We start from the raw sequence: 25395 nt of genomic DNA, 5'->3' as shown, positions 1-25395 counted from the left end.
ATAAACATCTAAAAATTCCATCCCTATACTCCTTTCTTGAATAAATAAAGTATAGTACCTTTAAAAAATTTCTTACAGGACATTTTTGACATCTATGATTTAAAAAACCCAAAGCAAAAGCTTTGGGTTTCTTGTTCTATTCTGTTTTATACACTGCTAATTCAGAACTATTACACCATACAAAATGACCTGGGCGTACCTCATGCATTGAGGGCGTATCTGTACTATAATCGTGCATATCCGGGTCATACACTACTAATTCTTTTTGGCGTTCCAAAATTGGATCAGGAATCGGTACCGCAGAAAGCAGTGAGCGAGTATATGGGTGAATTGGATTGGTAAACAATTCTTCTGTTTCAGCAACCTCAACAATAATTCCCTTGTGGATTACCGCAATTCGATCAGAAACAAATCGTACAACCGATAAGTCATGAGCAATAAACAAGTATGTCAACCCAAGTTCTTCTTGGAATTGCTTCAATAAATTCAAGACTTGCGCTCGAACAGAAACATCCAATGCTGAAATTGGTTCGTCTGCAATTACTAATTCGGGTTGCATAACTAATGCTCGAGCAATACCAATTCGTTGGCGTTGACCACCTGAAAATTCATGTGGATAACGAGTCAAGTGTTCTGCTAACAAACCAACTTCATTAATGATTTGTTTTACTTTATTTTTACGATCCTCTTCATTTTCATATAACTTAAAATTATGAAGTCCTTCAGAAATAATATAATCAACGGTTGCACGTTCATTCAAACTTGCAGCTGGGTCTTGAAAAATCATTTGAATCTTTCGGATCAGTTCTTTTTGTTTTTGACCAGAGAGTTTTTTGTTGATTTTTTCACCTTGATAGAGAATATCTCCACCACTAGTATCATTTAACCCAATGATTGCACGTCCGATAGTTGTTTTACCTGAACCTGATTCTCCGACTAAAGAGAATGTTTCTCCTTTGTTAATAAAGAAATTAGCATTTTTAACGGCAACGAATTTTTTCTTGCCTTCACCGAAAGAAATTTCTAAATCTTTTATTTCAACTAATTTTTCAGTCATTTCTTCCTCCTATTTAATTTCTTCTACCGACATTTTAGCTTTGATTTTTTCATGCAAATCTTGAATAACTTCGGGCTTTTCTGCTTTTGGTGCTTCTGGATGAAGCAACCATGTTTTTGCCCAGTGAGTACTCGATACATTGAACACTGGCGGGTGCGCTTCAAAGTCAATTTGCATTGCGAATTCAGAACGTGGCGCAAACGCATCACCTACTACTGGAGTGTATAACGAAGGTGGCGTTCCTGGAATAGAGAACAGTTGCCCACTTGCATCTGCCAACTGGGGAAGACTCGATAATAAGCTCCATGTATATGGATGACGTGGGTCATAGAAGATATCTTCTGCTGTTCCATATTCTACTACTTCACCAGCGTACATTACAGCAACTTTATCAGCAATACTTGCTACTACACCTAAATCATGTGTAATGAAAATTGTCGTAAAATGGTATTCTTTTTGTAAATTCTTTAATAAATCAAGAATTTGAGCTTGAATAGTTACATCTAATGCTGTTGTCGGCTCATCACAAATTAGAACATCCGGTCGGCAAGCCAGAGCAATCGCTATTACAATCCGTTGACGCATTCCTCCAGAATATTGGAAAGGATATTCGTTGAAACGCTTTTTAGCATCTGGAATACCTACTTTATTCATATAGTCAATAGCTAATTTTTTAGCTTCCGATTTCGAAATGCCTTGATGTTTGACAATAACTTCAGATATTTGATTTCCGATAGTCACCAAAGGGTTTAAACTTGTCATCGGGTCTTGGAAAATAGTTGCAATTTTTGCGCCGCGGATTTTCTCCCAATCCTTATTTTCCTTTAAATCAGTCAGCTCTTGTCCTCTGTATTTGATTGAGCCAGAAGCAATCCGACCGTTTTCTTCTAACATTCCTGTGAACGTCTTAGTTAAAACAGATTTCCCTGATCCTGATTCTCCAACAATTGCCAGAACTTCCCCTTCAACAAAATCCAAGGAAACTCCGCGAATCGCCGTTAAAACACGGTCACGAACATCAAATTCCACAACCACATCTCTAGCAGATAATATTACATTTTTTTCTTTTGTCATATTTACTCCTTATCTGTGGGTACGTGGATCACTTGCGTCAGATAAATTTTGACCAACAACAAAAAGCGATAATGAAACAAGAACCAAAGCTGTCAAAGGAATCCAGAAAAGATAAGCATTTGTAGTTACATTCTGTGAGTACTTTGCAATCAAACGTCCCAAGCTTGGTGTTGTCACCGGCAAACCAATCCCGAAATAAGATAAGAAGGCCTCAGACGAAATGTATGCTGGTAAACTCTGCGAAGCTTGAGTTACAATAACAGAAACCAATTGTGGCAAGAGATTACGAACAACTAATTTTGTCATTGGAGTTCCCAATGTACGACTCGCTAAATTGTATTCCAAGTCACGGTAACGCATGATTTGAACACGGATTGAGAAAGCTACTCCAATCCAACCGGTAATACAGAAAGCAAGGATTAGATTCCAGAAACCAGAACCTAGGGCATAGGTCATAACAATAATGACTAACAAGTATGGAATATTAGAAATAACGTTATAAACTTCCATCATAATCTTATCAAAAGACTTAGAAACTCCCCAAATTCCGCCGACAATAATGCCGATTGTTAAATTGATAGCCGTTGCAATCAAGGAAATCAAAATTGAATTTCTAGCGCCGTACCACACCCCATCAAAAAGAGATTGTCCATTGGCATCTGTACCGAACCAGTATTCACCATTCGGCCAGAGATAACGAACGCTAAAGTCGTTAATTTTACTTACATCGTTAAAATCATAATTTGAAAATATCGGATAAATAAAACTCATCGCAACGATTACCATCAATATGAATAACATAATAATCGTCGAACGTTTTCTAAGAAATTGCCGCATAACAGATTTCCAGTAAGAATAAGCTGGTGCGTCAATTACCTCGGAGGCAAAATCATCACGCTTCACAAACTGAAACTTATTTTTATCAATACTAGACATTATTTCCCTCCTTTCACATCCAATTTAATCCGTGGATCTACAATTGTCATTAAGAGATCACCCAATAAGAGTGCAAAGATTGACATTGCAGCAAAAATAAAGCTTAGGGCAACGACCATTGAGTTATTTGAGGCATTAATAGAATCAATTAACATCTTACCCATACCAGGAAATGCAAAGACAGATTCTGTAAATGTCGCTCCAACAATGACCCCTAAGATTGAACCTGGAATCGATACTACAAATGGAACCATAGCATTACGGAAAATATGTCGTTTTGAAATCTCCGCTTCAGACATACCTTTAGCACGTGCAAAACGAACAAAGTCGCTCGTTTGTAAGTCGATAAAGTAACGACGAACCCAAACAGCTAGCCCAGGCGTCCCTAACAAGCCCAACAGTACTGCCGGAAGGATGTAAGAACGAGGATCCTGAGCCCCTAATACTGGGAACGTGTCTGGAAGACTAAACATTTTCCCAAATAATAGTCTGAAAATATAGACAAATGCAATGCTTGGTAAAGCCATTAGGAAACTAAGACTACCAGTCATTACAGTATCAAATAGTTTACCCTTATAGCGAGACATAGCAATACCAAGTGGCAACGCTAAGGCGTATGAGATTGCGACACCAATAATACCGATGATAGAAGAATTTGCAAGCATAGATGGATCTTGATAGCGGCTTTTTGTTGCAGTATAGGCATCTCCTTCACCGAAGTTCGCAATATCCTTTTGATCTGCTTTACTTGGTGATTTATAGGTCCGACTATAGATATCAACAGATGATTTTTTAGTCGCACCAGTAGGGAAGGTAACATCTTCTACCAAAGCTTTCCCTTGGCCTTTTGTCAATACCTCTAAAACTGGAATGTCTGCATAAGTTGGATAAGATATACCTAGATCAAGCGTGAGGAAATTTTGGTGAACAAATGGAAATTGACCATTTACATAAAGAAGGTATTTATGCTTTGTCCCTGAACCAACTACTGACCAGCCAATAGCAGGATCATTTTCAATACGGATATAGCGTTCTAAATCAGGATTATTTTTGTCTTGAATCTTATTTTTATGATCTACTTGGATCATGTTGCCATAAAAATCAAAAACACGTTGGATGATAGGGATTTCTCTTGTTGCATAAAATTGTTTGCTATCTTCAAATTGATGCAACTTCCAATCCCCGCCTAATTCAGAAAGGTATTTTTTGTAGATTTTTTCGTTTTCTTTTGTGCCCTTTACTGTTACACTACTATCAACTTGCTCAGCCTTCGTTAATAAGGTTTTGCTGTTCATATAATCAATGTATCCCATGCGCTTATAAACCGTGTTGATATAGTCGGCTTTCTTATCCGGCGTCTTGGTCATTTTCGTGTATACTGGATCATTTTCAAAAATCTTCTTTCTTGGAACCATTGTATAGATAATTGTATATATCAATGTTGTAACCAAGAAAAGAGAGAGTAATGATCGCAGGATACGGGTGAAAATATATTTCTTCATTCTCGTTTTTTCCTCTCAATCTCAAAAGAACTTTCTCTAAAATACAGTAGAGAAAGTTCTCTTGGAAAAGTTCTTTATTCTTCTACATGCTTAGCAAGTTCTTCTTCTGCTTTGGCATTAGATTTAGCTTTTTCTTCTAACCATTTTTCACGGTTTTTGTAGATAGAGTCTGCAGTGTTGATTTCAGTACCAACTTCCATTCCTTTGTACATGTCGCCACCTTTGATACCGACCCATGAGAATGCACCTGAAGTAGGAACAACTTTTGAAACGTTAGGAGTTCCACCAAGTGATTGTTGTGGAAGTGCTAATCCGCTATCTGTCAACCAAGCCTGTGCTGCTGCATATTTTTCATAACGTTTTGCAACATCAGTGGTCTCAGCAGCTGCTTCAGCAAGAAGCGCATTGTATTGGTCAAGACCTACAGATTTAATAATAGCATCGTCTTTGTCTTTATTAATACCATATTTCACAGCGTATGCACCAGCATTCGTTTCAATTGTATCAAGGTAAGTTGATGGGTCAAGATAATCTGGTCCCCAACCTGCGTATGAAATATCGTAATCCGCTTGGTCAGCTGAATCAATATAGTAAACACTTGTGAAAACTTCTTTATCTAATTGAAGAATATCAATCACAACGTTTTCTGTTCCAAGAGCAGCTTCGATTGATTGTTTCATCGATGATGCTTGTTGGACACCAACGTCACTTGATTTGTTTACTGGCATATCCAAACGAATTGGGAAGGTTACTCCTTCAGCTGCCAATGCTTCTTTTGCTTTTGCAAACTCAGCTTTTGCTTTGTCTACATTATACAAACCATCTTGAGCATCTGATAAATCAACATTTGACCATTCATCACCGTAAGAAACTAATTTTTCTTCAACTAAGTCACCAAATGTTTTTTCACCTGCACTTACAAATGTTGGTGGAACATAGATGTTACGCAAAGCATTTTTCGCTGCATCTTTACCAACCGATTGTGCTAAATAATCTTCACGGTTAAAGGCAAAGCCTAGAGCTTGACGGAAATCTTTATTTTGCAAAGCTTTTGTTGCTGAAGTTTTCTCTGCATCAGTTGTCTTAGCTGTATGGTTGTAAGATGTACGATTTACATTCAAGATGGTGAAGTAAGTCGTTGCATCTTGCATGCTGTAATAGATATTGTCTTTGTATTGTTTTTTAACAGATGCGTATGTTGAAGAGTTAGGGAACACACGAGCATTTGAATAGTTGCCGTCTGTGAAGCCTTTAATCAAGGATTCTGGATCTTGTCCATCATAGTAAGTCAACTTGATGTTGTCAACTTTAACCTTGTCAGCATCCCAGTAGTTTTCATTTTTAGATAGTTCAATAGATGATTTCGATGTCATTGCACTGATAAAGTATGCACCGTTATAAAGAATTCCATCTGGAGAAACTTTACCGAAGTCTTCACCTTTTGAAGCCAAGAACTCTGCATTAATCGGCATCAATGTTGCCATTGTTACTTTAGAGTTCCAATAAGTTTCAGGACGTTCCAATGTATATTGAACCGTACGTTCATCAAGGGCTTTTACACCAACAGTAGAGAAATCTTTTGATTTACCAGCTACATAATCTGCCAAGCCTGCAATAGAGTCTTGAATAATATAAAGACCTTCTGACTCACTGTCTGCAGCATGTTTGATACCTGTTACAAAGTCTTCTGCAGTAACATCTGCGTATTCTTCGCCATCAGATGTATACCATTTCACACCTTCGCGCAATGTGTAGGTGTATGTCAAACCATCTTTTGAAACTTTCCAGTCTTCAGCAAGTGATGGAATCAAGTTCCCATATTTATCATACTCCAACAAACCATCGACAGCATTCGTTGTGATAGATGACACTTGATTACGATTGTAGTGAACATAGTCCAAAGAAGCTGGATCTTCTGTATAAACATATGAGTATGTCGACGAAGTTTCTGACTTTTTAGATGATGAGCCACCACAGGCTACTAAAAAGGCAGCTGAGAGCAAGGTTACACCTGCAAGTGCTACAAGTTTTCTCTTTTGCATAAAAGGTTCTCCTCTATTATGTTGATGCGAATTATTTTCTTAAACAATTCTTAAATAGTACAAGTTTGATTATATCATCGAATCCTAAAATTGTCAAAATAATTTTACTCTTTTATGAATTTTCAGATATTTTCATAATTCAGCTTTTGTTTTCTTTTATGTTATAATATAGAAAGAATCTTTTCAAAGAAGGAACATTATGAAAAAATTTTTAGTAATCATTAGTCTATTGGCGATAGTCTTTTTTGGAAATCGTCTGCTTTTTGCAGAAGAAAAGGACGAATTTTCAGTTCCTGCAAAGCATGCCATTGCAGTCGAAGTTGAAACTGGAAAGATTTTATATGCTCAAGAAGCCGATACAAATGCAAGTACAGCTTCCATTACTAAACTTCTGACTGCTTATTTGGTTTATGAGGCTGTTGAGCAAGGACAACTGACACTCGAATCCAATGTTGAAATCAGTGATTATCCTTATGCTCTAACTGCCTCTCTTGTCAGTAATGTTAATTTGGATGCCAGAAATTATAGCGTCAAAGAACTTTTAGAAGCGTCTTTAATTTCCTCCGCAAACAGCGCCGCTATTGCCCTAGCTGAAAAAGTTGCAGGAAGCGAACCAGCTTTTGTTGATTTAATGAAAGAGAAACTGCATGAGTGGGGTATCACAGACGCAAAAATCGTCAATGCAACTGGGTTGAACAATTCTCTAATAGGAGAAGAAAACATTTATCCCGGTTCTGATATAGAGGACGAAAATCAAATGTCTGCAAAGGCAATCGCTACTGTCACAAGAAGATTGCTATTGGATTATCCACAAGTTTTGGATATTACCTCTCAATTTTCTTACTCATTCCATGGAAACACTTATTTTTCCACAAACCAGATGTTAAAAGGTGGCACCTACTACCGACCTGGGGTGGACGGGTTAAAGACAGGAACAACAGACTCATCAGGAGCGTCATTAGTCTCGACTTTAAAAGGGAAAAAAATGCGCATTATTACGGTTGTTCTAAATGCTAACGACGGCGAACTCTATCCCGACAATCGTTTTCTAGCAACAAATGCCCTAATGGATTATGCTATCAATCAATTTTACCCGATTACCATCGTTGAAAAAGGCAAAAGTTATCATAAATCTTCCGTTCCTCTATTTAATGGTCAAGTAAACTCTGCTAAAGTAGTAGCCAAAAACGATTTGACTGCAGTTGTTGAATACGGAAACGAAAATGTTATTTCCGCTCAATTTGTTGCAAAATCAGAACAGGTAGACGCACCTATTAACAAAGACCAAACACTTGGACTTGTGCAAGTAGAAGATAAAAATCTAATTTCCTCAGGCTATCTCGAGCAACAACCTCAAATCGAGATGGTGGCACAACAACAAATAGACGAGGCCGTTTGGCCTGTATCTTGGTGGAATCACTTTGTACGCTATGTGAATGAGAAATTGTAATCTACAAGATCCTGTATCCATTGTGCAGGATCTTTTCTTATATCCAACTTCAGTTGGTAGAATGACAGCTCTCAACAGATTTATAGCTGTTGAATAAGGCAATTACCTTACGAAAGATAAAAACTCGCCCTTCAGCGAGTTTTCTGTATTTCCAACTTCCGTCGGAATACAATTGCATCCAATCGTATCATAACGATTGGATTGCTAGACTTCAAATTCTAAACAATAGAAAAAAACCACTTGTTAGTGGTTTTTCTGTATCTCCAACTTCCGTCGGAATACAATTGCATCCAATCGTATCATAACGATTGGATTGCTAATTGTATTAACCGACGGAACCCTCCATTTCATAGGCGATGAGGCGGTTGAGTTCGACGGCATATTCCATTGGGAGTTCTTTGGTAAATGGTTCAACAAATCCCATAACGATCATTTCTGTCGCTTCTTGTTCGGAAAGACCACGGCTCATGAGGTAGTAGAGTTGCTCTTCTGAAATCTTGGAAACTTTGGCTTCGTGTTCCAAAGCCACTTGTGAGTTGTGGATTTCATTGAACGGAATGGTATCAGATCGTGAAATATCATCCATGATAATAGTGTCACATTCGATGTGGCTGATGGATTTCTTGGAGTTCTTATTAAAGGTTACCTGTCCACGGTAGTTAACCTCACCACCACTTTTGGCAATGGATTTGGAAACGATAGATGAGCTAGTATGTGGTGCATTATGGATCATCTTGGCACCTGTATCTTGGTGCTGTCCTTTATTGGCAAAAGCAATCGACAACATGGTTCCACGCGCCCCTTCTCCTTCGAGATAAACTGCTGGGTATTTCATGGTTGTGTGGGCCCCTAGGTTTCCATCGATCCATTCAACCGTTGCATTTTTTTCAGCACGTGCCCGCTTGGTTACCAAGTTATAAACGTTATCTGACCAGTTTTGAATAGTGGTATAGCGCATATAAGCCCCTTCATGGGCGATAATCTCAACAACTGCCGCATGGAGACTAGCTGTTGAATAGGTCGGGGCGGTACAGCCCTCTACATAGTGAACACTAGCGCCTTCGTCTACAATGATAAGGGTTCTCTCAAACTGTCCAGTTCCTTCATTGTTGATACGGAAATAGGTTTGAAGCGGAATTTCACATTTGACCCCTTTTGGAACGTAGATAAAGGTTCCACCAGACCATACTGCTGCATTAAGAGCAGCCAACTTGTTATCGGTTGGTGGCACTAACTTGGCAAAATATTTTTTAAAGAGGTCTGGGTATTCACGAAGAGCTGAATCGGTATCGGTAAAGATAATACCGAGCTTATCGTACTCTTCTTTCATATTGTGGTAAACAACTTCCGATTCATACTGAGCGGCAGCACCGGCCAAATACGCTCGTTCGGCTTCTGGAATACCGATACGTTCAAAGGTTTCTTTGATTTTATCGGGTACATCATCCCAGCTTCTAGCTGGTTTGTCAGAGGCTTTTTGGTAATAAATAATATCATCAAAATCCAATCCAGATAAATCAGCTCCCCAGGTTTGCATGGGCATTTTGTTAAAGGCTTCATAGGATTTCAAGCGGAAATCCAGCATCCATTCAGGCTCGCCCTTGGCAGCAGAGAGCTCACGGATAACCTCTTCGCTCAAGCCTTTTCCTGTTGAATAAATAGGCTCCACATCATCGTGGAATCCAAATTGGTATTCTCCCAAATCAATGGGTTCTGGTGTTACAATTTCTTCTGACATGCTTGTCCTTTCTTGTTATTTTACTTCTTGATGTCTGGCAATGGCTTTTTTGAGCGCATTCCAGGAGAGGGTAGCACATTTAATCCGTTGCGGGAATTTGGTCACACCAGCTAACAAGGACGCGTCTCCCAGCTGGTTTTGCCGTTCGTCTTCTTGACCTTGCACCATTTGGGAAAAAATCTCCGCATAGAGCAGGGCATCATCAACTGTTTTCCCCTTGACCGCATCCGTCATCATGGAGGCAGAGGCGGTGGAAATGGTACAACCTGCTCCCGCAAAGGCGATTTCCTGAATAGTATCTTTTTCAATACGAACCGAGAGTTCAATCACATCTCCACAGGTTGGATTGTGCATTTCCAACACTTCCACATCTGGCAACTGGCCATGATTGTGCGGGTGCTTGGAATGATCAGAGACAACGGCCATATAGAGCGCATCTAATTTAGAAAGTGCCATTGAAAAACTCCTTTGTTTTTAAGAGAGCCTCTACCAATTTGTCGCAATCTTCTTTGGTATTGTAGAGGTAAAAGCTGGCTCTAGCAGTTGCAGTTGTTTGCAAGTAAGCAATCAAGGGCTGGGCACAGTGGTGACCTGCCCGAACCGCTACCCCCTCATAATCCAAGGCTGTCGCTACATCATGGGGGTGTAAATCGTCTAGATTAAAGGAGAGAACGCCTGTCCGTTTGGCCAAGTCTTGACTACCATAAATGGTCAAGCCCGGAATGGCCTGTAATTTTGGAAAGACATATTCCACCAACTCTTGTTCGTGTTGGGCAATCTTGTCCATGCCGACTTCCTTTAAGTAGGAAATAGCGGCACCTAGACCGATGACCCCAGCTATATTGGGGGTCCCCGCTTCAAACTTCCAAGGCAACTCTTTCCAGGTAGCGGATTGTTCACGGACAAATTCAATCATTTCCCCGCCGAATTCCACAGGAGACATCTGTTCTAAGAGTTCTTCTTTTCCATACAAGACACCGACCCCGGTAGGTCCCAGCATCTTGTGAGCAGAAAAGGCAAAGAAGTCAGCATCCAAGTCCTGCACATCAATCGCCATATGCGGTGTCGACTGTGCTCCGTCTACTACTATATAGGCTCCAACTTGATGGGCCAGCTCTGCCATTTTTTTAACAGGATTGACAACACCCAGGACATTGGAGACGTGGGCGATTGAGACGAAACGCGTTTTGGAAGAAAGGAGAGACTGAAACTCTACCATATCCAACTCTCCATCTTTTAGATGAACATAGTGAAGGGTTGCCCCTGTTTTTTGGCAGGCTTGTTGCCAAGGAATGATATTGGAATGGTGTTCCATGATGGAAATGATGACTTCATCTCCCTCCTGCAGGATTTCTTCGGCAAACTTGGCCACCCAATTCAGTCCTGTTGTCGTTCCTCGTGTGAACAAGACTTCTTTGGTTGAGCGGGCACCAATAAAGTCTGCAACTTGCTGTCGAACGGCCTCATAGGAAGCTGTCGCTCTTTCGGCTAGTGTATGCACACCTCGATGGACATTGGCATTGTCTTCTTTATAATACTGCTCCAAAGCAGCCAAAACAGAGAGAGGCTTCTGGGTTGTGGCTGCATTGTCCAAATAAACTAGGGGTTCATCGTGGACGATTTGATTGAGTATGGGAAAGTCTTTTCTCAGCTGCTCCATATTTCTTGCCTTTACATTGTTCTCTTTGTTAACTTGTCTTCTAACACTTGGATCATCTCATCACGGACTTCTTTGACTGGAATTTCGACAAAGACAGTTCCGAGGAAGCCGCGGATAACGAGGCGTTCAGCCGTCGCTTGGTCCAAACCACGGCTCATGAGGTAATACATATCTTCAGGGTCAACTTGCCCGATGGAAGCTGCGTGTCCTGCAGTGACTTCATTTTCATCAATCAATAGAATGGGATTGGCATCTGAACGCGCCTTATCTGATAACATCAAGACACGGCTCTCTTGTTGAGCGTCTGCACCTTTTGCGCCACGAAGAATATGGCCAATTCCATTGAAGGTTAAGGTTCCACGCTCCAGGATAACTCCGTGTTGCAAGATATGGCCAATCGAATTTCGCCCATGGTTGGTCACACGGCTATCAATCCCTTGAACTTGTCGACCGCTGGAGAGGGCCACAACTTTAAGGTTGGCATGGCTACCATTTCCAATCAGATCACTGTCAAAGTCGGCTACAATATTTCCTTCGTTCATCACGCCTAAGGCCCAGTCAATGCTGGCATCATTTGAGAGACGACCACGACGGCTCATAAAGGCGGTCACGTGTTTCCCTAAACGGTCAATAGACGAAAACTTGATTTGGCTACCTGCCAAGGCAAGAACCTCAACAGCAATATTGGCAGAGGCAGGAACCTCTCCATCTCCTAGACTTTCAAAGCGCTCTAAGTAAGTAAATTGACTGTTTTTTCCTGCAACAATCAGAACCCGTTTGTTAAAAGGGACATCACTGGTTGAATCTTGGTAGTAAAGCCCTTCAATGGGTTGTTTTATTTCAACATTGTCTGGTACATACAAGACAGCTGTTGCATTAAAGTAGGCTGTGTTGTAGGCTGCTAATTTGTCAGTATCGTATGCCAAAGCAGTTCCGAAATGGTTTTCTAACACTTCTGGAATGACTGCCATGGCACTTGCAAAATCAGTAAAGATCACACCTTGCTCCACAAGTTCTGCTGGCAATTGTTCTAAAACTGTCTGCGTACCAACTTGTACTAGTTTTGGATTGTCTCCTAGAGCCGTGAAATCCGGAACATGGCCTAGAGCTTCATTTTCAGCAATCGTTCCATCTCCTAAATTCCAACGGTGAAATTTCACACGCTCAATCACAGGGAGCGCCAATTGATCAATCAGATCAAAAGCCGCTTGGCGGCGGTCAGCCAACCATTGGGGCTCGGCATGTGCTTGAGAGTAGTTTTGTAGTTGTTCTTTGGTCATCTAATGTCTTTCTCCTTTAATCAATCTTAGCTCGAGGATTGTCTGCCTGACTTAAAAAGCTAGCGCAGACTATACAACATTAGTCTTCGTCTTGCTCGGTGTAGTCTAAGCCCAACTCCGCAGCGATTTGCACATATCCTTCTTTTTCAAGGCGTTGTGCCAATTCTGGACCACCTGACAAGACAACACGTCCTTCCATCATGACATGAACCACGTCTGGTGTGATGTAGTTCAAAAGGCGTTGGTAATGGGTAATAATCATGGCACCAAAACCTTCGCCACGCATTTCATTGACCCCTTTGGATACAACCTTCAAGGCGTCAATATCCAGACCAGAGTCAATCTCGTCTAAGATGGCAAATGTTGGTTCGATCATCAATAATTGAAGAATTTCATTGCGTTTTTTCTCACCACCAGAAAAGCCTTCGTTGAGGTAACGTTCAGCCATTTCTTCCTTCATATTGAGGAGAGCCATTTTCTCATCTAGTTTCGTAATAAAATCACGAACGTTGATTTTTTCATCGTCTTCTTTTCCAGCATTCATGGCTGCACGCAAGAATTCTGCATTGGTAATCCCTGGAATTTCAGATGGGTATTGCATGGCCAAAAAGAGTCCCATACGGGCACGTTCATCAACTTCCAACTCCAAAATATTGACGCCGTCAAAAAGCACTTCACCTTTTGTCACTTCATAGTTTGGATTTCCCATGATGGCTGCTGACAAGGTGGATTTCCCTGTTCCGTTGGGCCCCATGATGGCTGCTACTTCTCCTGTTTTCAAGACAAGATTCACACCTTTTAAAATCTCTTTTCCTTCAATCTCTACATGAAGATCCTTGATTTCTAATACTGACATGTCTATCTCCTTTATTTAGTATTATTCTAATATTCAATTATAGCAAAAAAGAGCGGATTTCGCTCTTTCTTTGTTTAGTGCTTCGATTTCTTTTTCTTCCATTTTTCAAGTTGACTTTGTCTGTAATCACTATTGCCAATAAAACGAAGGGTATTTAATAATGGAGTACGATTTTCTCCAAAAATCCCAATCATTTCACTAAGAATCAGAACGCCTAAAACCAAGGCAATCATCAACATCACACCGCCCAAGCGACTGGAAATGTTCAAAAGAAGGGAAGTCAGTGAAAAAATAAAAGAAATGGCATAAATCACCAAGACAGTCCCCCGATGTGTCAAGCCCATAGACAACAAGCGGTGATGTAGGTGCATCCGGTCTGCCTCATAAAATTTTTGTCCAGATAAAGTGCGGCGGATGATGGCCACAACTGTATCTGTAATTGGAACGCCCAAAATAATCATGGGAGTAACCACAGCAACTGCAGTTGAATTTTTTAAACCTTGTAAAGATAGCACGCCAATCATAAAGCCGATAAAGAGTGCTCCGGTATCCCCCAAGTAAATAATCGCTGGATGGTAATTATAGGGAAGAAAGCCCATAATAGCCGCAACCAAAACAAAAATCGTTAAGGGCAAAAAAATATCACTATCATGCAAAAAGAAATAGGATACCAATCCCATGGTTGTCAAGGAAATAATGGAAACCCCTGATACCAAACCATCTAACCCATCAATTAAGTTTACAGCATTGGTGATGGCCACAATCCATAAGACTGTTAGGAAAAAGGAAAGCCATGCCGGAAATGACAACATCGGCCCACCAAACGGCAGCTTGAAATGATTGAAACGAAAATCGGTAAAAATCCAGATAATAGCTGCTGCAAGGAGCATTCCTGTCATTTTTGGTAGTGGCTTTAACTCTCTAATATCATCGACCAAGCCGGTTAGCACAATAATTCCAGCCGATACAATCAAAGGAAAAACATATTCTAGATATGTCCCGCCATAGTCCAAGTGTTTTACGATCCCAGGTAAAAAAATAACCACTCCAACCGCAAAAGCAATAAAAACAGCTAGCCCACCAGCGGTAGGCATGGGGGTCTTATTGACGCGTCTAGCATTTGGATTATCAACTGCACCAATACGGAAAGCTAAGAACCGAACCAAAGGCGTCGCAATAGCTGAAACAACTACGGTTCCGATTACCACCATAATGTACTGAAGAGCAAAAGGAATCATACCAAGCGAACCTTTCTAAGCTCTTCTAATGCCTCCACCGGCAACATCAATTGCCCATGTTCTTGCAGAACCGGTCGGCTCATCTCTGCATCATCTGCGTGTTCTAACATACGAGACAATACATGAGTCGGGTATTGTTTGGAGCGATTCTCGACATTTATTAGAACCGTCATATAATAACGATTGTTCATCTTATAAAGTTCCGATGTGTCCACATCAAAATCCACCGTATGGGCAAACCGCACCGCTTGAGCCAAATCATGGAAATCTAAAATGTAGTAGATATATGGCTGATGACCATCAAATTCTTCGTCAGCTTCTGCATCTTCAACACTCTCCAAGTGCTTCACAGCTGTTGCGTCTCCGGCAGCAAGGCTCTTTTCACGAACATTTTTCTCTAAGGTTTTCAAAAACTCATCTGGCGTCATGTGCGCAATATCGTCCATATCTGCAAAATTAGCCAATTCCTCAAAATCCAACTCTTGATCTATCTCCGACTTGGTGACAAAGATATCAATTTTATCCGGTTTTGGTGTCACTCGAAAACTGAGCATGCCACTTTCTCGGAAATTCATAGGAAGGTCTAACTCATCCAAAACCGTATAGAAAAATTCCTCTGTTTTTTCTTGTGGAATCAAGAAATCAGCTAACTCCATACCTCTTTCTTCTAAATCTTCCATTTTAATGGTAATTTTCAGTGTTGATTCACTGATTTGTTTCATCTTCATTTGTGTACCTCATTATTTACGTCCTTTTATTATACAAGAAAAGAGGCTCTTTGACAAAAGAAAAGCTGGACAAGCCAGCTTCTAGAATACTAAGGTAACAAGGTAATAAAGCAATAACAAGGTCCCTAATCCAATACGGTATTTTCCAAACAAGGTAAAATCATGTTTCTTCACATAATCTGTCAAGAAACGAATGACAATCACCGAGACACCAAATGCCACAACCATCGAAATGATAAGCAATAACCACTGACTACCTGTAACAGCAACACCTTTTCCTAATAATTTGATGATTTTTACTAAACTCGCCCCAAACATGATTGGGATTCCCAAAAAGAAGGTGAATTCTGTTGCTACCTGCCGGCTAGTGCCTGACAAAATCCCTCCTAAAATGGTGGCACCTGAACGACTGGTCCCAGGAACAAGAGACAGAACTTGGAAGAGTCCAATTACAAAAGCGGTTTTATAAGGTAAACGTGCCAAATCTGTCACTTCGGGAGCAATATCTTTATTTCGTTTTTCAACATAGATAAAGGCAACTCCATATAGAATCAACATGAGAGCAACCGGCACAAAATGATGCAAGTGGGCATCTAGCCAATCATCCAATAACAAACCCAAGACCGCTGCGGGTAACGCTGCTATCACTACCTTGGCCCATAATTGCCAAGTCAATTGAATTTCCCGTTTTGTTTTACCAGATTTAAAAGGGTTGAGTCGCTCAAAATACAAGACCATGACAGCCAAAATAGCCCCTAACTGTATCACCACATTAAAAACGGAAAGAAAATCGTCGCCAACTGTTGAGAATTGGACAAATTCTTGTACCAGAATTAAATGCCCCGTACTGGAAATGGGTAACCACTCTGTGATCCCTTCAACAATACCAAATAAGATGGCTTTTAAAATCTCTACAAACATGAAACTCTCCTCTAGTTTTTCTACCATTATAACACATATCCTCTTCATTTTAGAAAAAAATTCAGTTTTTAATATCTGAAAATGGAAATTTTTCAGAATTTTATATACAATATATTACATACAATTCAAAAGGAGAATTTATGAAAAAAGTATGGTTAACTCTGCTATTTTTACTAGCATCTTTTTTTAGTTTGACCAGTATTGTTCAGGCAGATGAGAATTATCTCCGTGTTGGGATGGAAGCTGCCTACGCCCCCTTTAACTGGACACAGGATGATGACGCAAATGGAGCTGTTCCCATCGAAGGCACCAATCAATACGCCAACGGTTATGATGTCCAGATTGCTAAGAAAATCGCATCCGATATGGGCAAGGAGCTTTTGGTGGTCAAGACCTCTTGGACCGGCCTCATTCCAGCCTTAACCTCTGGCAAAATCGACATGATTGTCGCGGGGATGAGCCCAACCGAGGAGCGAAAACTAGAAATCGCATTCTCAGAGAGCTACTACACCAGCGAACCTGTCCTTGTCGTCTCGACAGACGGTGATTATGCCGGAGCAACTTCCATTGATGATTTCGCAAATGCCAAGGTCACTGCCCAGCAGGGGGTCTGGCATGTCAATCTCTTAACCCAGCTGACAGATGCCAATATGCAAACCCCTATGGGAGACTTTTCGCAAATGCGCCAAGCCCTCTTAGCAGGTGTTATCGACGCTTACATTTCCGAACGCCCTGAAGCCATGACTGCTGAAGCTGCCAACAGCAAGTTTAAAATGCTGACGCTAGACCACGGCTTTGAAGTCGCAGAGTCAGATGCAGCTATCGCTGTCGGCATGCGCAAGGATGATGTCCGCATCGTCCAGGTCAACGAAACCATTACCAAAATGACAGCCGATGAGCAAGTCGCTCTGATGGATGACATGATTACCAAACAGCCACTAGAAGCAGACGACAGCGAAGAGACGCCATCCTTCCTTGCTCAGATGGTGAGCATTTTTACCAAAAACTGGCAACAGCTCCTCCGCGGTACAGGCATGACCCTTTTGATCTCGATCCTTGGTACCCTTATCGGGACCAGCATCGGGCTCTTAATCGGTGTCTTCCGGACTGCTCCAAAAGCAGCCAACAAACTCCTTGCTTGGGGTCAAACCCTCTTGGGCTGGTTACTAAATGTCTACATTGAGGTTTTTCGTGGTACACCGATGATTGTCCAATCCATGGTTATTTACTACGGAACTGCCCAAGCATTTGGCCTCAACATTGACCGTACTCTAGCAGCAATCTTTATCGTTTCCATCAACACAGGGGCCTATATGAGCGAAATTGTTCGCGGTGGTATCTTCGCCGTTGACAAGGGCCAATTTGAAGCAGCAACCGCTCTTGGATTCACCCATGGCCAGACCATGCGCAAGATTGTCTTGCCACAGGTCATCCGCAATATCCTTCCGGCAACAGGAAATGAATTTGTCATCAACATCAAGGATACTTCTGTCTTGAATGTTATCTCTGTCGTTGAACTCTATTTCTCAGGAAATACGGTAGCAACACAGACCTACCAGTACTTCCAGACCTTTAGTGTCATTGCCATTATCTACTTTGTGCTCACCTTTACCGTGACCCGTATCCTACGTTATGTTGAAAAACGCATGGATGTCGATACCTACACGACGGGTGCCAACCAAATGCAAATCGAGGAGGTGCCTCATGTCTAATCCAATCTTAGAAATCAAGCACTTGAAAAAATCCTTCGGGCAAAACGAAGTCTTAAAAGACATCTCCATGACTGTCCACAAGGGCGAAGTCATCTCCATTATTGGTTCCTCAGGATCAGGGAAATCCACCTTCCTGCGCTCTATCAACCTCTTGGAGACACCAACATCTGGCGATATTCTTTTCCACGGGGAAAATGTCCTGGAAAAAAGCTACGATTTGACCCGCTACCGAGAAAAAATGGGCATGGTCTTCCAGTCCTTCAACCTCTTTAACAACCTCAACGTCCTTGAAAATACTGTCGTTGCACAGACAACCGTCCTCAAGCGAGACCGTGCCGAGGCAGAAACCATCGCCAAAGAAAACTTAGAAAAAGTCGGCCTCGGTCAACAGTATTGGCAGGCCAAACCTAGCCAACTCTCCGGCGGTCAGAAGCAACGAGTTGCCATCGCCAGAGCCCTTTCTGTCAACCCAGAAGCTATGCTCTTTGACGAACCGACGTCGGCCCTTGACCCTGAAATGGTCGGCGAAGTGTTAAAAACCATGCAAGACTTGGCCCAATCGGGACTGACCATGATCATCGTGACCCATGAAATGGAGTTTGCTCGTGATGTCTCAGACCGCGTCATCTTCATGGACAAGGGTGTTATCGCTGAAGAAGGCACTCCCCAACAAATCTTTGAAAACCCAACCCAAGAACGGACCAAGGAATTCTTGCAACGCTTTTTGAAATAAGGAAAGACCAAAAAGTTAATTCAGTTTAAAACTGGATTAACTTTTTAATTTATAAAATTTCTTTAAAAAGAAACTGTATTAAAAAAAATTATAAAAATGCCAACAAAATACTTTACTAGTTAATTATTTTGTGATAAACTAATTACTGTTAAACCGTATAATAGGATTTGACCAATTGATTTGGTGCATTTCAAGCAATTATTTTTCAGACACATTATTCAATTTTATTATAGGTTGACCGATAAAGTAGCATTCATCTCTCCATGCTACTTTTTTTGTTTCCTCACTTCATCTGCACCACACGAAAAAAGCAACTCAAAATGAGCTGCTTTTTTATGTACTATTTTATACAAATACGAGAAATTAACCTTCATATTTTTTATGATTTTTATCATAAAAATCAATCAATCCCAATGCTGTTGCAAATGAGATATTGTCGATTTTTGCTCGTCCTTGTGCCAATGCAATCACTGACATCTCACGTGCATTCGTCTCCTTGCTTATGCGGTACCCTGTGATTTTTTTATCACGTACCCATCCCACTACTGCAGCGACTTTTTCATAGCTAGTCATGAGAAACCCCTTTCTGTCTATACTTCCTACTGTCAGTAATTATAGTATAGTTTACATAAGAAGTCAAGATTTATATCTGTATTTTTGAAAAAAATTGGACATTTTGTGGTGCTTTTGTTTTATTTTGCCTTCAAAGCAGATAAGACTTGAGTCCGAATATCATCAATACCATTTGGCGTATTGGGTAAGAAGATTGTCTGATTGCCTTTCGAAGCAAAGGTATTTAGGGTGTCTAAATATTGGTTTGTCAGTAGGATAGACATAATTTGCTCTTCAGACATGCCCACATTGGCTTCTTTTAATTCTGCAATAGAGTCCGCCAGTCCATCCACAATAGCCTTTCGCTGTTGTGCGATACCGACACCGTGTAGGCGATCTTTTTCTGCTTCTGCTTCGGCAGCGGTCACAATCTTGATTTTATCTGCATTGGCCAATTCTTGAGCTGCGACCCGTTTGCGTTGAGCCGCATTGATTTCGTTCATGGACTGCTTAACTTCTGCATCTGGCTCTACTTTTGTAATCAAGGTTTTGACGATGATATAGCCGTAAGTTGACATTTCTTCTGCCACTTGTTTTTGTACTTCAAGGGCAATCTCATCTTTTTTCTCAAACAATTCGTCTAATGTTAATTTTGGTACAGATGAACGAAGAGCATCTTCAATATAAGATTTGATTTGTTCTTCTGGACGCATCAATTTATAGTAAGCATCCATGACATTTTGCTCATTAACACGGTACTGAGTCGCGACATTTAAGGTTACAAAGACGTTGTCATTGGTTTTTGTCTCAACAATCAACTCACTTTGCAACATCCGTAATTGGATTCGGGCCGCAATAGTATCAATACCAAATGGCATACGTACATGGATACCACTTCCAGCTGTTTTCTGGTATTTCCCAAATCGCTCAATAATGACAATGGTCTGTTGGCGAACAACATAAAGTGTGCTGGCGATAATTGCAACAACAACAAACAATAAAATCAGTAAAAAAATAATATAGCCCATGATAAACCTCCTTGATAAATCTATATTTTATACTAGCATTTGGTAGAGCGAGTCATTTTCGTGCAAATTGATATAATTTGGATCAAACTCTTCTAATCGAGAGATGAACTGAGAAAAGTCTTCCTTGTTTCCAAGTGCAATACCGATCAGAACTGGACCTGTTCCTTTATTGGCTCGTTTGATGTATTCAAAGCGGGTAATATCATCTTGTTCCCCCAAAATGTCATTCACAAATTCCCTTAAAGCACCTGGTCTTTGGGGGAAATTCACCACAAAATAGTGTTTCACGCCCGCATAAATTAAGGCACGCTCTTCCATTTCAGGCATACGATTAATATCGTTATTTCCCCCTGAAATAATGCAACAAATCGTTTTTCCTTTGATTGACTCTTTGACAACTTCCAAAGCTGCAATAGTAGCTGCTCCAGCAGGCTCCGCCACAATCCCTTGTTTGGAATAGAGATCCAAAATCGTTTCTGAAATCCAGCCCTCATCTACACCAACTAGTTTGTCGACATATTTTCGTGCAACTTCGTAGGTCGTTATCCCCACTTTTTGAACAGCAATCCCATCTGCAAACTTGTCAATCTGCTCCAAGCGGACGGGTCGGCCTTTTTCAAAAGCCGCTTTCATCGAACGAGCGCCACTGGCTTCTACACCAATTATCCTTGTATCAGGTGCTTGCTCTTTCAGATAGGCAGATACTCCTGCAATCAAACCTCCTCCACCAACAGGAACTAAAACTTGGTCAAAAGCAATTCCTTCTTCTCGAGCTTGCTCCAACAATTCCAAGGCAACTGTTCCCTGACCTGCTTGGACATGTACATCATCAAATGGATCGATAAAGGTTTTCTTTTGTTCTTTGGTATAGGATAATGCTGCACGAGCAGACTCATCAAAGGTATCCCCCACCAATTGAATATCTACATTATCACCACCAAAGAATCGAACTTGCCCAATTTTTTGCTGGGGAGTGGTAATCGGCATAAAAATCGTTGCTGGGATATTCATTTCATTACAAGTATAGGCAACCCCTTGGGCATGATTTCCAGCTGAGGCACATACCACGCCTCTTTCTTTTTCTTGATCCGATAACTGCGAAACGGCATAATAAGCTCCTCTGATTTTAAAGGAACGTACTTTTTGCTCATTTTCCCGCTTGGTATAAATGGTCGCCTGGTATTTTTCAGATAGGTAGCGATCATAATGAAGAGAGGTTTTGACTACAATATTCCGTAAAACGGCATAGGCTTTTTCAATATCTTGTACTTTTAGCATCTCTCAACTCCTCTCCTGTATTTTCTATTTATTATACCATATTTAGGTAGTTAGCTATTTGCAAAGATGGATTTAGAAAAAACGGGAAGCCCCGTTTTCTTTCTATTTATATCTTTATATCTCGACCATAGGGCCGTTATTTTTCTTTCAGAGTAACTGAACTCTTTCGTTTCTGGGTTCAGGCTAAAATAGTCCACCGGACTTACTGAACTCTTTTGTTTCTAGGTTCAGGCTAAAATAGTCCCCCAGACTATTTTAGTTATAAATCTTGAAGGAATCGTCGTCGTTTCGACCGACAAATGGCATGGCTTTCCGAAGTTCTGCACCAACTTTTTCAATTTCAAGGTCCGCTGCTGCATCCCGGTAGGCTTGCATTTTTGGACGACCTGCCTTGTAATCATTTACAAAGTCATTGGCAAATTTACCAGACTGAATATCAGCCAAAACAGCTTTCATATTTTCTTTGACTTGATCTGTGATCACGCGTGGTCCAGATACATAGTCACCGTATTCAGCAGTATTGGAAATGGATTGACGCATTTTCTTGAAACCACCTTCATAAACAAGGTCCACAATTAATTTCATTTCATGCAAGACTTCAAAATAAGCCAATTCTGGTGCGTAGCCTGCTTCTGTTAAGACTTCAAAACCAGCTTCCATGAGGGCAGTCAATCCACCGCAAAGCACCGCTTGCTCTCCAAACAAATCTTCTTCTGTCTCTTCTTTAAAGGTTGTTTCCAAAAGACCGACACGCGCTGAACCAACACCTTTTGCCCAGTCCATCGCAATGTGTTTGGCGTTTCCTGTCGCATCTTGGTAAACGGCATAAAGTGCAGGAACACCAAATCCTTCTTCAAAGGTACGGCGAACCAAGTGACCTGGTCCTTTTGGTGCGCACATGAAGACATCAACATCTGTTGGTACCTTGATAAATTCAAAGTGAACATTGAAACCATGGGCAAAACCAAGTGCATTGCCTGCTTCCAAATTTGGGGCAATTTCGTCATTGTACAAATCTGCTTGGATTTCATCTGGTGCCAAAATCATGATAACATCTGCTTGTTTGGCAGCTTCTGCTACTTCAAACGTATCAAATCCATCTTCTTTTGCCTTATCAAATGACTTCCCTGGACGTACACCGATGATAACATCATGGCCTGTATCGCGTAAGTTTTGAGCATGAGCATGGCCTTGCGAACCATAACCAATCACGGCAATGCGTTTGCCATCAAGGGCTGCTACTGTTACATCTGCTTCGTATTGCATTTCAACTGTCATCTGTTTCTCTTTTCTATTTTTATTTCTTCTTAGTCGCGACTAAAACCGGTCGCTCCTGTTCGGGCTAAATTTTTAATGCCATAGGGTTGGATAACCCGAAGAAGCGCTTCTATTTTATTGGCATCGCCTGTCATTTGAATGGTAATGGAGTGCGGTGCAACATCGACTACACTGGCTCGAAACGGTTGGATAATCGCTAAGATTTCTGCTCTTTTATGAGCTGGCGAGGCGATTTTTACCAGCAATACTTCCCTCTCTAAATGAGGGATATCGGTGATATCTCGCACCCGAACAACATCAACCTGACGATTCAACTGCTTCGTAATTTGTTCGACTTCAGCGAGTGTTTCAACATCTATAATCACAGTGACCCGTGATATATCAGCGACTTCGGTTGGCCCAACAGAGATGGATTCAATATTGACCTGGCGTCTCGACAAGACACCTGTAAATCGATTTAAAACACCTGAGGCATTTCGTAATTTTGCGGTTAACATTCTACGCATTGAACTTCACCCCCAACATTTCATGATTGGATTTTCCTGCTGGTACCATTGGAAGGACGTGTTCTTTATTGGAAATAGAAACCTCTATCACCTTGGGTCTATTTTCTAAAATTACAGATAATTGCTCTTTCAGGTTTACCGGTTGATCTAGATAATGGTAATCCACGCCATAAGCCGCTGCCAATAATTGGAAATTCGGCTCTAGGTCAAAGACAGAATGACTTCGTCTTTCTTCATAGAAGGATTCTTGCCATTGCCGCACCATCCCTAGCGAATGGTTGTTGATCAAAACGACCTTGATCGGAATACCGTAACCATTTAGAATCGCCAACTCTTGGTTGGTCATCTGAAAACCACCGTCTCCAACAAAGAGAATAACTTCCTTGTCAGGATTAGCGAGCTTGGCTCCGATGGCTGCTGGAATCCCAAATCCCATGGTGCCCATACCACCTGATGTCACCAACTGGCGATTGTGTTTGTATGGATAAAACTGTGCCGCCCACATCTGGTGTTGCCCGACGTCCGTTACAATAATGGCATCGCCATTTGTCAACTCTCCAATGACCTCGATAACTTCCTGCGGTTTGATTGTTGCTTCATCATAGTCGTACCAAAACGGTGCGCGAGCTTTGTCTGCTAAGACACTCTTTGTCCAATCTTGGTAATGAAACGCAACTGATTCATGGGCTAGCAAGGCCTCTAATGTCTTTTTGGCGTCCCCAACAACTGGAATCGCTGTCTCTAAGACCTTTCCAATCTCAGCTGGATCAATATCCACATGGGCAATCGTTGCATTTGGTGCAAAACCTACCACCTTACCGGTTAAACGATCATCAAATCGAGAACCAATATTCAGGATAAAATCAGCCTCTGTCAAGGCCATATTGGCCGCATAAGAGCCATGCATTCCACCCATGCCCAAGGCCAATTCATGATTGATAGGCATAGCACCTAGTCCTAGCAAGGTAGACACAACTGGAAGTTGATACCGTTCTGCAAAAGCAATCAATTCTGACTGGGCATCTGCATAGTTCACACCGCCTCCAGCTAGTAAGACTGGTTTTTGGGCTTTCTGTAAGTACTGTAAAATCTTCTTAACCTGTAATCCGTTTGGCTCAACAGTTGGTTGGTAACTTGGCAGATGAATGGTTGTATCATGATAGAAATCCACTACCCGTTCTTGTACATCTTTTGGAATATCAATCACGACAGGGCCTGGTCGACCAGTCGTTGCAATGTGTACGGCTTCTGTAATAATACGTGGAATGTCCGAGGTGTCCCGAATCTGGTAGTTGTATTTGGTAATAGGAGTCGTGATCCCGATAATATCCGCCTCTTGAAATGCGTCTTTTCCGATACCTGGAGTCGCTACTTGACCTGTAAACACCAACATTGGAACACTATCACCCATCGCATCCGCAATTCCTGTTATGGCATTGGTTGCCCCTGGTCCACTGGTGACGATAGAGACACCTAGCTTCCCTGTGGACTTGGCATAACCTTCTGCCTCATGCACAGCTCCTTGTTCATGACGAGCTAAAACATGGAGAATCTGATCATACTGGTAAATCGCGTCATACAAGGGTAGAACTGCTCCTCCTGGATAACCAAAAATCGTATCAACTCCCAATTGATGAAGCGTATCTAAAATCAAGTAAGAACCTGAACGAGCCGTTTCTAGCATTATTTTTTCCAATCGCTTCCTCCTTTCCTTTGCCTTTAACATCAAATCATTTCAAGTGATTTCTACTATAATATCACTATTAAATCGCAAAGTCAATTAAATATTCTGAAAATTTGCAACTTATCATTCTTCTCTTATTTCT

Annotated in this window: 21 protein-coding genes and 1 pseudogene; 3 read left to right on the top strand and 19 right to left on the bottom strand. The window is 41.2% G+C overall.

What is annotated here, in order from left to right; all coding sequences use genetic code 11:
- Positions 1-136 precede the first annotated feature (136 nt).
- The 5 genes from ACVR1I_RS07830 to ACVR1I_RS07810 form a co-directional block, all read right to left on the bottom strand.
- Complete coding sequence (locus tag ACVR1I_RS07830) at positions 137-1057, bottom strand: ATP-binding cassette domain-containing protein (protein ID WP_447443464.1); 921 nt, start codon at positions 1055-1057, stop codon at positions 137-139.
- Between the two features lie 9 nt (positions 1058-1066).
- Positions 1067-2131: an ABC transporter ATP-binding protein gene (locus tag ACVR1I_RS07825; RefSeq protein ID WP_447443463.1), complete on the bottom strand. Its 1065-nt coding sequence runs from the start codon at positions 2129-2131 to the stop codon at positions 1067-1069.
- 9 nt (positions 2132-2140) lie between these two features.
- A complete protein-coding gene (gene oppC / locus ACVR1I_RS07820; RefSeq protein ID WP_447443462.1) occupies positions 2141-3067 on the bottom strand; it encodes an oligopeptide ABC transporter permease OppC in 927 nt (308 codons plus the stop codon).
- Positions 3067-4569, bottom strand: a complete 1503-nt coding sequence (locus ACVR1I_RS07815; protein ID WP_447443461.1) for an ABC transporter permease — start codon at positions 4567-4569, stop codon at positions 3067-3069. Before ACVR1I_RS07815 ends, oppC begins: the two co-directional genes overlap by 1 nt.
- Positions 4570-4643: 74 nt before the next feature.
- Complete coding sequence (locus ACVR1I_RS07810) at positions 4644-6611, bottom strand: peptide ABC transporter substrate-binding protein (RefSeq protein ID WP_447443460.1); 1968 nt, start codon at positions 6609-6611, stop codon at positions 4644-4646.
- 199 nt (positions 6612-6810) lie between these two features.
- Between ACVR1I_RS07810 and pbp3 the strand changes: the two genes are divergently transcribed.
- Positions 6811-8061 carry a D-alanyl-D-alanine carboxypeptidase PBP3 gene (pbp3, locus tag ACVR1I_RS07805; RefSeq protein WP_447443459.1) on the top strand — a complete coding sequence of 417 codons (1251 nt, stop codon included), beginning with the start codon at positions 6811-6813 and terminating at the stop codon, positions 8059-8061.
- A 325-nt stretch (positions 8062-8386) separates the two neighbouring features.
- Here pbp3 and sufB read toward each other — a convergent pair whose 3' ends face one another.
- The 8 genes from sufB to ACVR1I_RS07765 form a co-directional block, all read right to left on the bottom strand.
- Positions 8387-9799 carry a Fe-S cluster assembly protein SufB gene (gene sufB / locus ACVR1I_RS07800; protein WP_447443458.1) on the bottom strand — a complete coding sequence of 471 codons (1413 nt, stop codon included), beginning with the start codon at positions 9797-9799 and terminating at the stop codon, positions 8387-8389.
- 15 nt (positions 9800-9814) lie between these two features.
- Positions 9815-10255: a Fe-S cluster assembly sulfur transfer protein SufU gene (gene sufU, locus ACVR1I_RS07795; RefSeq protein WP_447443457.1), complete on the bottom strand. Its 441-nt coding sequence runs from the start codon at positions 10253-10255 to the stop codon at positions 9815-9817.
- The gene (locus ACVR1I_RS07790; protein ID WP_447443456.1) at positions 10242-11459 is read right to left on the bottom strand and encodes a cysteine desulfurase; all 1218 of its coding nucleotides are present in this window, start codon (positions 11457-11459) and stop codon (positions 10242-10244) included. Before ACVR1I_RS07790 ends, sufU begins: the two co-directional genes overlap by 14 nt.
- Positions 11460-11470: 11 nt before the next feature.
- Complete coding sequence (gene sufD, locus ACVR1I_RS07785) at positions 11471-12739, bottom strand: Fe-S cluster assembly protein SufD (RefSeq protein ID WP_447443455.1); 1269 nt, start codon at positions 12737-12739, stop codon at positions 11471-11473.
- A 79-nt stretch (positions 12740-12818) separates the two neighbouring features.
- The gene (gene sufC, locus ACVR1I_RS07780; protein WP_447443454.1) at positions 12819-13595 is read right to left on the bottom strand and encodes a Fe-S cluster assembly ATPase SufC; all 777 of its coding nucleotides are present in this window, start codon (positions 13593-13595) and stop codon (positions 12819-12821) included.
- Positions 13596-13669: 74 nt separating this feature from the next.
- The gene (locus ACVR1I_RS07775; protein ID WP_447443453.1) at positions 13670-14833 is read right to left on the bottom strand and encodes a glycosyltransferase family 4 protein; all 1164 of its coding nucleotides are present in this window, start codon (positions 14831-14833) and stop codon (positions 13670-13672) included.
- A complete protein-coding gene (gene mecA, locus ACVR1I_RS07770) occupies positions 14830-15561 on the bottom strand; it encodes an adaptor protein MecA (protein WP_447443452.1) in 732 nt (243 codons plus the stop codon). Before mecA ends, ACVR1I_RS07775 begins: the two co-directional genes overlap by 4 nt.
- An 81-nt stretch (positions 15562-15642) precedes the next feature.
- Positions 15643-16482, bottom strand: coding sequence for an undecaprenyl-diphosphate phosphatase (locus ACVR1I_RS07765; protein WP_447443451.1), 840 nt, complete (start codon positions 16480-16482; stop codon positions 15643-15645).
- 140 nt (positions 16483-16622) lie between these two features.
- Between ACVR1I_RS07765 and ACVR1I_RS07760 the strand changes: the two genes are divergently transcribed.
- Together ACVR1I_RS07760 and ACVR1I_RS07755 are read left to right on the top strand one after the other, a co-directional pair.
- Complete coding sequence (locus ACVR1I_RS07760) at positions 16623-18194, top strand: ABC transporter substrate-binding protein/permease (RefSeq protein WP_447443450.1); 1572 nt, start codon at positions 16623-16625, stop codon at positions 18192-18194.
- The gene (locus tag ACVR1I_RS07755; protein ID WP_447443449.1) at positions 18187-18927 is read left to right on the top strand and encodes an amino acid ABC transporter ATP-binding protein; all 741 of its coding nucleotides are present in this window, start codon (positions 18187-18189) and stop codon (positions 18925-18927) included. Before ACVR1I_RS07760 ends, ACVR1I_RS07755 begins: the two co-directional genes overlap by 8 nt.
- A gap of 363 nt (positions 18928-19290) precedes the next feature.
- On the opposite strand, the gene ACVR1I_RS07750 is transcribed toward ACVR1I_RS07755, so the two are convergent.
- From ACVR1I_RS07750 to ACVR1I_RS07725, 6 genes and pseudogenes are all read right to left on the bottom strand, one after another.
- The gene (locus ACVR1I_RS07750; RefSeq protein WP_018166113.1) at positions 19291-19500 is read right to left on the bottom strand and encodes a capsule biosynthesis transcriptional regulator; all 210 of its coding nucleotides are present in this window, start codon (positions 19498-19500) and stop codon (positions 19291-19293) included.
- 119 nt (positions 19501-19619) lie between these two features.
- The gene (locus ACVR1I_RS07745; RefSeq protein ID WP_447443448.1) at positions 19620-20507 is read right to left on the bottom strand and encodes an SPFH domain-containing protein; all 888 of its coding nucleotides are present in this window, start codon (positions 20505-20507) and stop codon (positions 19620-19622) included.
- A 27-nt stretch (positions 20508-20534) separates the two neighbouring features.
- Positions 20535-21785 (bottom strand): threonine ammonia-lyase IlvA, encoded by a 1251-nt coding sequence (gene ilvA / locus ACVR1I_RS07740; protein ID WP_447443447.1) that lies wholly within the window; start codon positions 21783-21785, stop codon positions 20535-20537.
- 255 nt (positions 21786-22040) lie between these two features.
- A pseudogene (gene ilvC, locus ACVR1I_RS07735) lies at positions 22041-23084 on the bottom strand (ketol-acid reductoisomerase); the annotation flags it as partial.
- A gap of 8 nt (positions 23085-23092) precedes the next feature.
- Positions 23093-23569, bottom strand: coding sequence for an acetolactate synthase small subunit (gene ilvN, locus ACVR1I_RS07730; protein WP_447443446.1), 477 nt, complete (start codon positions 23567-23569; stop codon positions 23093-23095).
- Positions 23562-25265, bottom strand: a complete 1704-nt coding sequence (locus ACVR1I_RS07725) for an acetolactate synthase large subunit (RefSeq protein WP_447443445.1) — start codon at positions 25263-25265, stop codon at positions 23562-23564. The genes ilvN and ACVR1I_RS07725 overlap by 8 nt, the downstream gene beginning before the upstream one ends.
- Positions 25266-25395 lie beyond the last annotated feature (130 nt).

The organism is Streptococcus cameli, from assembly GCF_053207365.1.
Note: the sequence above shows the minus strand (reverse complement) of the source record. Positions and strands in the feature narration are given on the sequence as shown.

Coding starts and splice junctions, on each gene's coding strand:
- pbp3 (WP_447443459.1), top strand. CDS start 6,811: ATGAAAAAATTTTTAGTAATCATTAGTCTATTGGCGATAGTCTTTTTT.
- ilvA (WP_447443447.1), bottom strand. CDS start 21,785: ATGCTAAAAGTACAAGATATTGAAAAAGCCTATGCCGTTTTACGGAAT.
- ACVR1I_RS07830 (WP_447443464.1), bottom strand. CDS start 1,057: ATGACTGAAAAATTAGTTGAAATAAAAGATTTAGAAATTTCTTTCGGT.
- oppC (WP_447443462.1), bottom strand. CDS start 3,067: ATGTCTAGTATTGATAAAAATAAGTTTCAGTTTGTGAAGCGTGATGAT.
- ACVR1I_RS07755 (WP_447443449.1), top strand. CDS start 18,187: ATGTCTAATCCAATCTTAGAAATCAAGCACTTGAAAAAATCCTTCGGG.
- ACVR1I_RS07775 (WP_447443453.1), bottom strand. CDS start 14,833: ATGATTCCTTTTGCTCTTCAGTACATTATGGTGGTAATCGGAACCGTA.
- ACVR1I_RS07765 (WP_447443451.1), bottom strand. CDS start 16,482: ATGTTTGTAGAGATTTTAAAAGCCATCTTATTTGGTATTGTTGAAGGG.
- ACVR1I_RS07750 (WP_018166113.1), bottom strand. CDS start 19,500: ATGACTAGCTATGAAAAAGTCGCTGCAGTAGTGGGATGGGTACGTGAT.
- ACVR1I_RS07745 (WP_447443448.1), bottom strand. CDS start 20,507: ATGGGCTATATTATTTTTTTACTGATTTTATTGTTTGTTGTTGTTGCA.
- sufU (WP_447443457.1), bottom strand. CDS start 10,255: ATGGCACTTTCTAAATTAGATGCGCTCTATATGGCCGTTGTCTCTGAT.
- ACVR1I_RS07810 (WP_447443460.1), bottom strand. CDS start 6,611: ATGCAAAAGAGAAAACTTGTAGCACTTGCAGGTGTAACCTTGCTCTCA.
- ACVR1I_RS07825 (WP_447443463.1), bottom strand. CDS start 2,131: ATGACAAAAGAAAAAAATGTAATATTATCTGCTAGAGATGTGGTTGTG.
- ACVR1I_RS07760 (WP_447443450.1), top strand. CDS start 16,623: ATGAAAAAAGTATGGTTAACTCTGCTATTTTTACTAGCATCTTTTTTT.
- mecA (WP_447443452.1), bottom strand. CDS start 15,561: ATGAAGATGAAACAAATCAGTGAATCAACACTGAAAATTACCATTAAA.
- sufC (WP_447443454.1), bottom strand. CDS start 13,595: ATGTCAGTATTAGAAATCAAGGATCTTCATGTAGAGATTGAAGGAAAA.
- ACVR1I_RS07815 (WP_447443461.1), bottom strand. CDS start 4,569: ATGAAGAAATATATTTTCACCCGTATCCTGCGATCATTACTCTCTCTT.
- sufD (WP_447443455.1), bottom strand. CDS start 12,739: ATGACCAAAGAACAACTACAAAACTACTCTCAAGCACATGCCGAGCCC.
- ilvN (WP_447443446.1), bottom strand. CDS start 23,569: ATGCGTAGAATGTTAACCGCAAAATTACGAAATGCCTCAGGTGTTTTA.
- ACVR1I_RS07790 (WP_447443456.1), bottom strand. CDS start 11,459: ATGGAGCAGCTGAGAAAAGACTTTCCCATACTCAATCAAATCGTCCAC.
- sufB (WP_447443458.1), bottom strand. CDS start 9,799: ATGTCAGAAGAAATTGTAACACCAGAACCCATTGATTTGGGAGAATAC.